This is a genomic window from Acinetobacter sp. USHLN143 (assembly GCF_037145695.1).
Taxonomy (GTDB): Bacteria; Pseudomonadota; Gammaproteobacteria; order Pseudomonadales; family Moraxellaceae; genus Acinetobacter; species Acinetobacter fasciculus.
In genome coordinates, this window is the sequence record NZ_JBBCWZ010000021.1 from 43,331 (window position 1) to 49,779 (window position 6,449).

7 protein-coding genes are annotated in these 6,449 nt (G+C 42.7%); 5 read left to right on the forward strand and 2 right to left on the reverse strand.

The genetic code is table 11. The annotated features are described in order from the left end of the window. The first annotated feature begins 13 nt into the window (after nucleotides 1-13). From WFH18_RS07800 to WFH18_RS07810, 3 genes are all read left to right on the forward strand, one after another. The gene (locus WFH18_RS07800) at nucleotides 14-979 is read left to right on the forward strand and encodes a 2-hydroxyacid dehydrogenase (protein WP_005262046.1); all 966 of its coding nucleotides are present in this window, start codon (nucleotides 14-16) and stop codon (nucleotides 977-979) included. Nucleotides 980-1,095: 116 nt separating this feature from the next. Continuing rightward, complete coding sequence (locus WFH18_RS07805) at nucleotides 1,096-2,538, forward strand: M48 family metalloprotease (protein WP_004729947.1); 1,443 nt, start codon at nucleotides 1,096-1,098, stop codon at nucleotides 2,536-2,538. A 109-nt stretch (nucleotides 2,539-2,647) separates the two neighbouring features. Then, nucleotides 2,648-3,007, forward strand: coding sequence for a hypothetical protein (locus WFH18_RS07810; protein ID WP_004729945.1), 360 nt, complete (start codon nucleotides 2,648-2,650; stop codon nucleotides 3,005-3,007). A gap of 70 nt (nucleotides 3,008-3,077) precedes the next feature. Here WFH18_RS07810 and WFH18_RS07815 read toward each other — a convergent pair whose 3' ends face one another. Next, nucleotides 3,078-3,524 (reverse strand): GatB/YqeY domain-containing protein, encoded by a 447-nt coding sequence (locus WFH18_RS07815; RefSeq protein WP_004729943.1) that lies wholly within the window; start codon nucleotides 3,522-3,524, stop codon nucleotides 3,078-3,080. A 33-nt stretch (nucleotides 3,525-3,557) separates the two neighbouring features. Next, nucleotides 3,558-3,773 carry a 30S ribosomal protein S21 gene (gene rpsU, locus WFH18_RS07820; protein ID WP_001136722.1) on the reverse strand — a complete coding sequence of 72 codons (216 nt, stop codon included), beginning with the start codon at nucleotides 3,771-3,773 and terminating at the stop codon, nucleotides 3,558-3,560. 146 nt (nucleotides 3,774-3,919) lie between these two features. Between rpsU and tsaD the strand changes: the two genes are divergently transcribed. Further along, nucleotides 3,920-4,936: a tRNA (adenosine(37)-N6)-threonylcarbamoyltransferase complex transferase subunit TsaD gene (tsaD, locus tag WFH18_RS07825; protein WP_004729941.1), complete on the forward strand. Its 1,017-nt coding sequence runs from the start codon at nucleotides 3,920-3,922 to the stop codon at nucleotides 4,934-4,936. A gap of 204 nt (nucleotides 4,937-5,140) precedes the next feature. After that, entirely contained in the window at nucleotides 5,141-6,100 is a 960-nt protein-coding gene (locus WFH18_RS07830) for a sensor domain-containing diguanylate cyclase (protein WP_004729940.1), read from the forward strand. The last annotated feature ends 349 nt before the right edge of the window (nucleotides 6,101-6,449 follow it).

Consider the following 6,449-nt stretch of genomic DNA (forward strand, 5'->3'; position numbering starts at 1 on the left):
GGAATAAAAATAGATGAAACAAAAAGTGGTTGTATTTAGTCAAATTGATGCTGATATTCAAAATAAGCTCGAACAAAATTATCAGGTTAGTTATATACAACCCAAGCTAGGCGATGTGAATCAACAGCTTTTGCAGCAGGTTCAGGATGCTGATGGCATGATTGGCGCAGGGCGTTTGCTGAATCGCGATAATCTGGCCAGTGCCACCCGGTTAAAAATTATCTCCAGTGTCAGTGTCGGTTATGACAACTATGAACTGGATTATTTAAATGAAAAGAAAATTTATCTCAGTCATACGCCGCATGTACTGACTGAAACCACTGCTGACCTGGCTTTCACTTTACTGATGTCAGCAGCACGCAAAGTGGCTTACCTGGATCAATGGACCAAGCAGGGACAATGGCAGCGTACCGTGGGCGAAGCACAATTTGGTATGGATATTTTTGGAAAAACCCTCGGAATTATTGGTCTCGGTCATATTGGGGCGGCAATCGCACGTCGTGGTTTTTACGGTTTTAACATGAATATTCTGTATCATAATCGCCGGGAAAAACCAGAACTCGCTCAAGGGTTGAATGCGAAATATTGCCAGCTTGAGGAACTGTTACAGCGTTCTGACTTTGTGGTCGTTGCAGTAGATTTGAATGCGGATTCTAAGGCGCTGATTGCGACAGCGGAATTGGCTAAAATGCAATCCCATGCAGTATTGGTCAATATTTCACGTGGCTCGGTCATTGATGAACAGGCATTAATTTCAGCTTTAAAAGCCAAGCAGGTTTTTGCTGCCGGTCTGGATGTGTATCAGAAAGAGCCGTTAAAGGAATCGGAATTATTCCAGTTGGATAATGTGGTTACATTGCCACATGTGGGTTCGGCCACTGCAGCCACCCGTAAAAAAATGGCAGAACTGGCTTATCAGAATCTTGTTGATGCCTTGGAAGGACGAGTGCCCCGTTATGTGGTCAATCCGGAATTTTAAAATGCATCTGATTCGTCGTTTAAATGGTATTAAAAAATAACATTTTCTTGCGTCTCTGCTCATGGTTCAATGCTATATTCAAGACAGATTAGATTGGCAGGATTAGAGATTTTTCATTGAAACGATTGGCGCTGGTGTGTGGCTTAAGTCTGTATATGGTGGCAGGGCACAGCTCTAACCATGATTTTAATCAAGTAAATGTACAATTTTCTGTGCCTGATATTGGTACAGGTGTCGGCTTACTCGATCAACAAAAAGAAAAAATGATCGGTGAAAAAGTCTATCGTGAAGTGCATAAACAAATGCCAGTGATGCAAAATCCATGGCTTGAAGATCAGCTGCTTTCAGTATTTTCTCATATTCTGAGTCAAACTCAATTGCAACAGCCGATCGGTTTGTTGGTCATTAATGATCCGCAAATTAATGCTTTCGCCGTACCGGGTGGCCTCTTTGCACTTAATGCTGGTCTGATTAATTCAGCCCGAAACATGGATGAAGTGGCAGGAGTCATGGCACATGAAATTGCACATGTCACACAACGTCATTACAGTCGCTCTCAGGATGCCTTTAAAGGGCAAGGTTTACTGGCGCTAGCTGGAATTCTCGTCGGTGCTTTGGTCGCTTCTCAGGCAGATGGTGATGTCGGCACAGCGGTCATGATGGGTTCACAGGCAGCACTTCTGGATAAACAGCTTACCTATAGCCGTAATCAGGAGCGTGAGGCAGACCGGATTGGTATGCAATATATGTATCGTTCCGGCTATAACCCGCATAGTATGGCTGACTTCTTCGAAGTCATGCATCGCTCGACCAGTCGCTTAAGCTTCCTGCCGGATTTCTGGTTCACTCATCCACTGACGACTGAGCGTATGAGTGAAGCACGTTTGCGTGCCAATCAGCTGCCTGCGGTCAAACCTAAGCTGAATGATCAGGACTTTGAGATTATCAAATGGTATAGTAGGGTGCTGTCTCGCCAGACCAGTGAGGAGCAGCTCAGTTTGATGAATCGGCAGAATAATTTTGCCGGTCAGCTTGCTTTGGCTGCCTACCAGATACAGCAAAGTGATTTTCAGGCCGCACAGGCTGCTTTAGATCAGGCGAAAAAGCATAACCAGATGCATCCTTTATTGGTCTTGTTTCAGACTGATATTTACTTAGGTCGGAACCAGTTGAATGCAGCGCTGAAAAGTGTGGCTTCGGCAGCGCGGATCATGCCGGAAAATCGTGCGCTCAATTATAAATATGCAGAAGTCTTGATTCGTGCCCAGCAACCTGATCAAGCTAAACAAATTGTACAAAAGTTTTTGAATGCCAATTCCCGCGATGTGAGCGGCTGGCGACTGATGCAACTGGCGACCAATGCAGAGCCTGCATCGGCAATCAAGGCCGCCAATGTGCTACGTTATCGTGCAGAAGTAGAATACTGGTCCGGTTATGAAGAAACCGCCATCAAGTCATTATTACATGCACAGCGTACAGCGAAAAATAATCAATCTTTATCGGCAACCATTAACCAACGCCTGAAACAGATGCAGCAGGCACGTCAATATAAAATTTAAGCCTTAGTCAGGTTTTAAGCTTTTTATATCAGGATGATATGGTCAGGATATACTGAATCGGGCTACAATCTTTTTTTAATGATCAGTGCGATTAAATCTGAAGCATGCTATGAAGAAAATATTATTGGGCATCTGTCTATTGGGGTGGAATTATGCGGTATTTGCTGCGAGTGCTGTTGAGTATGTAGATGCGGTAGAGCGTATTAATACTGACTATAAAAAGGAATCGCGTCAATTCTTGGGTGGTTTGAATCCGCAGCAACAAGGTTTTAGCGCAGCACAGAATTCACATTTTTGTAGTATTGTGCAACGTTATGCCGATCGCTTATATCAGGCGGCTGACCAAAATCGTGCTTATCTGGATCGTCAGTTTCAGAAGATAACTAAACAGGATGTGATTATAGAAGTGAAATCTTCAAAAGAGATGCAATTGCTGAAACGTTATCAGGTTGACTGTTATTTGCAATAAGAATACGTTAAGAACTGTCTTTTATAAAAAGTCAGTTCAACGTTAAAGATCGAATATTAGAGAAGTGGGATTAAGCAAGTTTCGCTTTAATTTTAGCTGAAACTTGTGCAGGATCGGCGCGCCCGGCTATGAGCGGACGCAGAGAATTCATCACCTTACCCATATCTTTCATGCTAGTAGCTTCTTGCGCTGCAATCGTTTGCGCAATGATGGAATCAAGTTCTTCCTCAGTCATAGCTTCTGGTAGAAATTGAGATAACACCTCAACCTCGGCTTGTTCCTTACTAGCTAAATCTTCTCGACCAGCACCATCAAAGGCCTTGATCGATTCTTTACGTTGTTTAATTTGTTTTTCAATGACCGCAAGAACTTGAGCGTCGTCAAGTTCTTTGCGCTCATCGACTTCGATTTGCTTAATTGCCGCCTGTAGACCACGTATGACCGTCAGCTTGGACATTTCTTTGGCACGCATTGTTGCTTTCAAAACATCCGTGATTTGGTCTTTTAAAGTCGTCATTATTTAATCCAGGCAGTCAATCACAAATTAATCTTAGTAAAGGCGAGTCGTACGTACTGATTCACGCGCCAATTTCTTTTGGTAGCGTTTAACAGCAGCAGCTTTTTTGCGCTTACGTTCTTGAGTTGGTTTCTCGTAGAATTCACGCTTACGTACGTCAGCTAGAACACCCGCTTTTTCGCATGAACGTTTGAAACGACGGATAGCTACGTCTACTGGTTCGCCTTCTTTCAATTTAACTTGTGGCATGAAGAATCCTCATAAAGTTATGGATAAGATCGCAGGCCGAATGCCTGTGATCACAAGTGAAGGTCAGTATTTTACTCATTTACATCTCATACCACAAGCCTATAATAGTGACTGCAATAGAATTGATACAGGTTATAGGCAGTTTAATGATCGTTTTAGGCTTGGAAACGTCGTGTGATGAAACAGGACTTGCGCTGTATGACAGCGAGTTGGGTTTACGCGGGCAGGTGCTTTATAGCCAGATTAAACTGCATGCAGAATATGGCGGTGTGGTTCCAGAGCTGGCGTCACGTGATCATGTGCGTAAACTAATTCCATTAATGAATGAATTATTGGAGCAAACTGACGTCAAAAAATCGGAAATTGATGCCATTGCATATACGCGTGGGCCAGGTTTAATGGGCGCATTAATGACAGGTGCGTTGTTTGGTCGAACTTTGGCCTTTGCACTGAACAAACCGGCAATTGGTGTTCATCATATGGAAGGGCATATGCTTGCACCTTTGTTGTCAGAAACTCCGCCTGAGTTTCCATTTGTTGCATTATTGGTATCAGGTGGGCATTCACAACTTATGGCTGCTTATGGCATTGGCCAGTATGAATTACTTGGTGAATCCATTGATGATGCAGCCGGCGAAGCCTTTGATAAAGTCGCGAAAATGATGGGCTTGCCATATCCGGGTGGTCCGAATATCTCTAAACTGGCGGAGCAGGGTGACCCGAATGCCTTTGCATTCCCGCGTCCAATGCTGCATCAAGGCCTGGAATTTTCATTCAGTGGTTTAAAAACGGCTGTTTCTGTACAGATGAAAAAACTCGGTGATGAAAATCGCGATGCCGATATCGCTGCCAGTTTTCAGGAAGCCATTGTTGATACTTTGGTGAAAAAGTCGGTGAAAGCACTGAAGCAAACGGGGCTTAAACGTCTGGTGATTGCGGGCGGTGTCAGTGCCAATAAGCGTTTACGTGAGCGTTTAGAAGCAGATTTAGCCAAGATCCGTGCATCTGTTTATTATGCTGAACCTGCACTCTGTACAGACAATGGTGCAATGATTGCTTTTGCGGGCTATCAGCGTTTAAAAGCAGGGCAGCATGATGGCTTGGCGGTGACCACCACACCACGCTGGCCAATGACGGAATTGACTAATCCGACAGAGGCATAGATTTCAGGCTTGAAAAAAAGAGGCTAAGGCCTCTTTTTTATTGTGAATTTTTAAATGAAAACTTATAGCAACGGTATGTTGTAAATATATAGTTTTATAGCTGTATTTAGAGCTTGTATATTCTATTGAAACCGGAAAAATAGTTTAATAGCTTAAGTTTATATCATGCATATTTTTACAGGTTTGTAGCAGAGGCAATCTCGGATGGAAAATATAAATTTCAAAAGTTTTCAGGATGCTGGAGAGGCAGTATTAAAGTTTCTGCATCAGCATTTCGGCTTTAATTTATGGATGATCACCCGGGTAGAAGGCCAAGACTGGATTGTGCTGCAAAGTGAAGATCATGGTTATGATATACGACCCGGTCAAGTGTTTCAGTGGGCTGATTCTTTTTGTTCTCATATGGTCGCAGGTAAGGCCCCGAGAATTGCCCCCCGCTCTGAAGAAATTCCTTTATACGCCACAGCGCCGATTAATCAGCAGGTCTGTATAAAATCTTATATTGGTCAGCCACTCCTTAAAGAAGATGGCAGTTTGTTTGGAACACTCTGTGCGATTGATCCAGAAACCAAATCGGAAGCTATTGTGCAAGATATGCAATTGGTCGAGTTATTGGGACAATTGCTCAGTTCGATCTTGCAGGCAGAATTGCGTCAAAGTGAGCAGGTACGTCAACATGAATTATTGCAGGAAGAAGCCAGTAAAGATGAATTGACCGGGCTCTATAATCGTCGGGCCTGGGAAAAACTGCTGCGAGCTGAAGAAGAGCGTTGTAAACAATATGGTCATCCCGCCGCTGTATTATTTATTGACCTGAATGACCTAAAAAAGTTGAATGATAGTTTGGGTCATGATGAAGGTGACAAGCTGATTCAAAATGCGGCGCAGGTATTGCGAGATAACGTACGAATCAATGATATTGTTGCTCGTTTAGGTGGCGATGAGTTTGTGATTCTTAGCGTGGAAAATGATGAAACGGGTACTGAAAGTTTAGTGGATCGTTTAATTAATGCCTTTGCAGCAGCAAACATTGGCGCAGCGATTGGTATGGCAATGCGTCATCCAAGTCAGGGCTTATTTGCAGCACTCGCACAAGCGGATCAGAACATGTTTGAGTATAAACGTCGGAAAAAATCCAGTGAATCCATGACCAATCTAAAATAATTGACGCTTTAAATCTTCTTTAAATGATTAAGTATTTCATATCATAAAAATGATCATTTTCTATGCTCTAACGTTATCCTATCTTTCAATATTCTCTTTCATAGCCATGTATGAAAGTTGAGCATGATTCTCCATAAAAAGAAAATTCAATCCGTCTTTAACTTAACCATTACAAATTTTATAAGCTTTGTTACAAAGTTAATCCGTAAGCGTCCGCTGAACACACCTTATGAATTCATCCTATAAGCCTTAATTTAGTCCCCACTTAAAAACAAGTGGGGACTAAAATTTATGACTACAAATCACCAGACATCCATCGCATCTCTTGCGAAAAAACGAAGAACATACA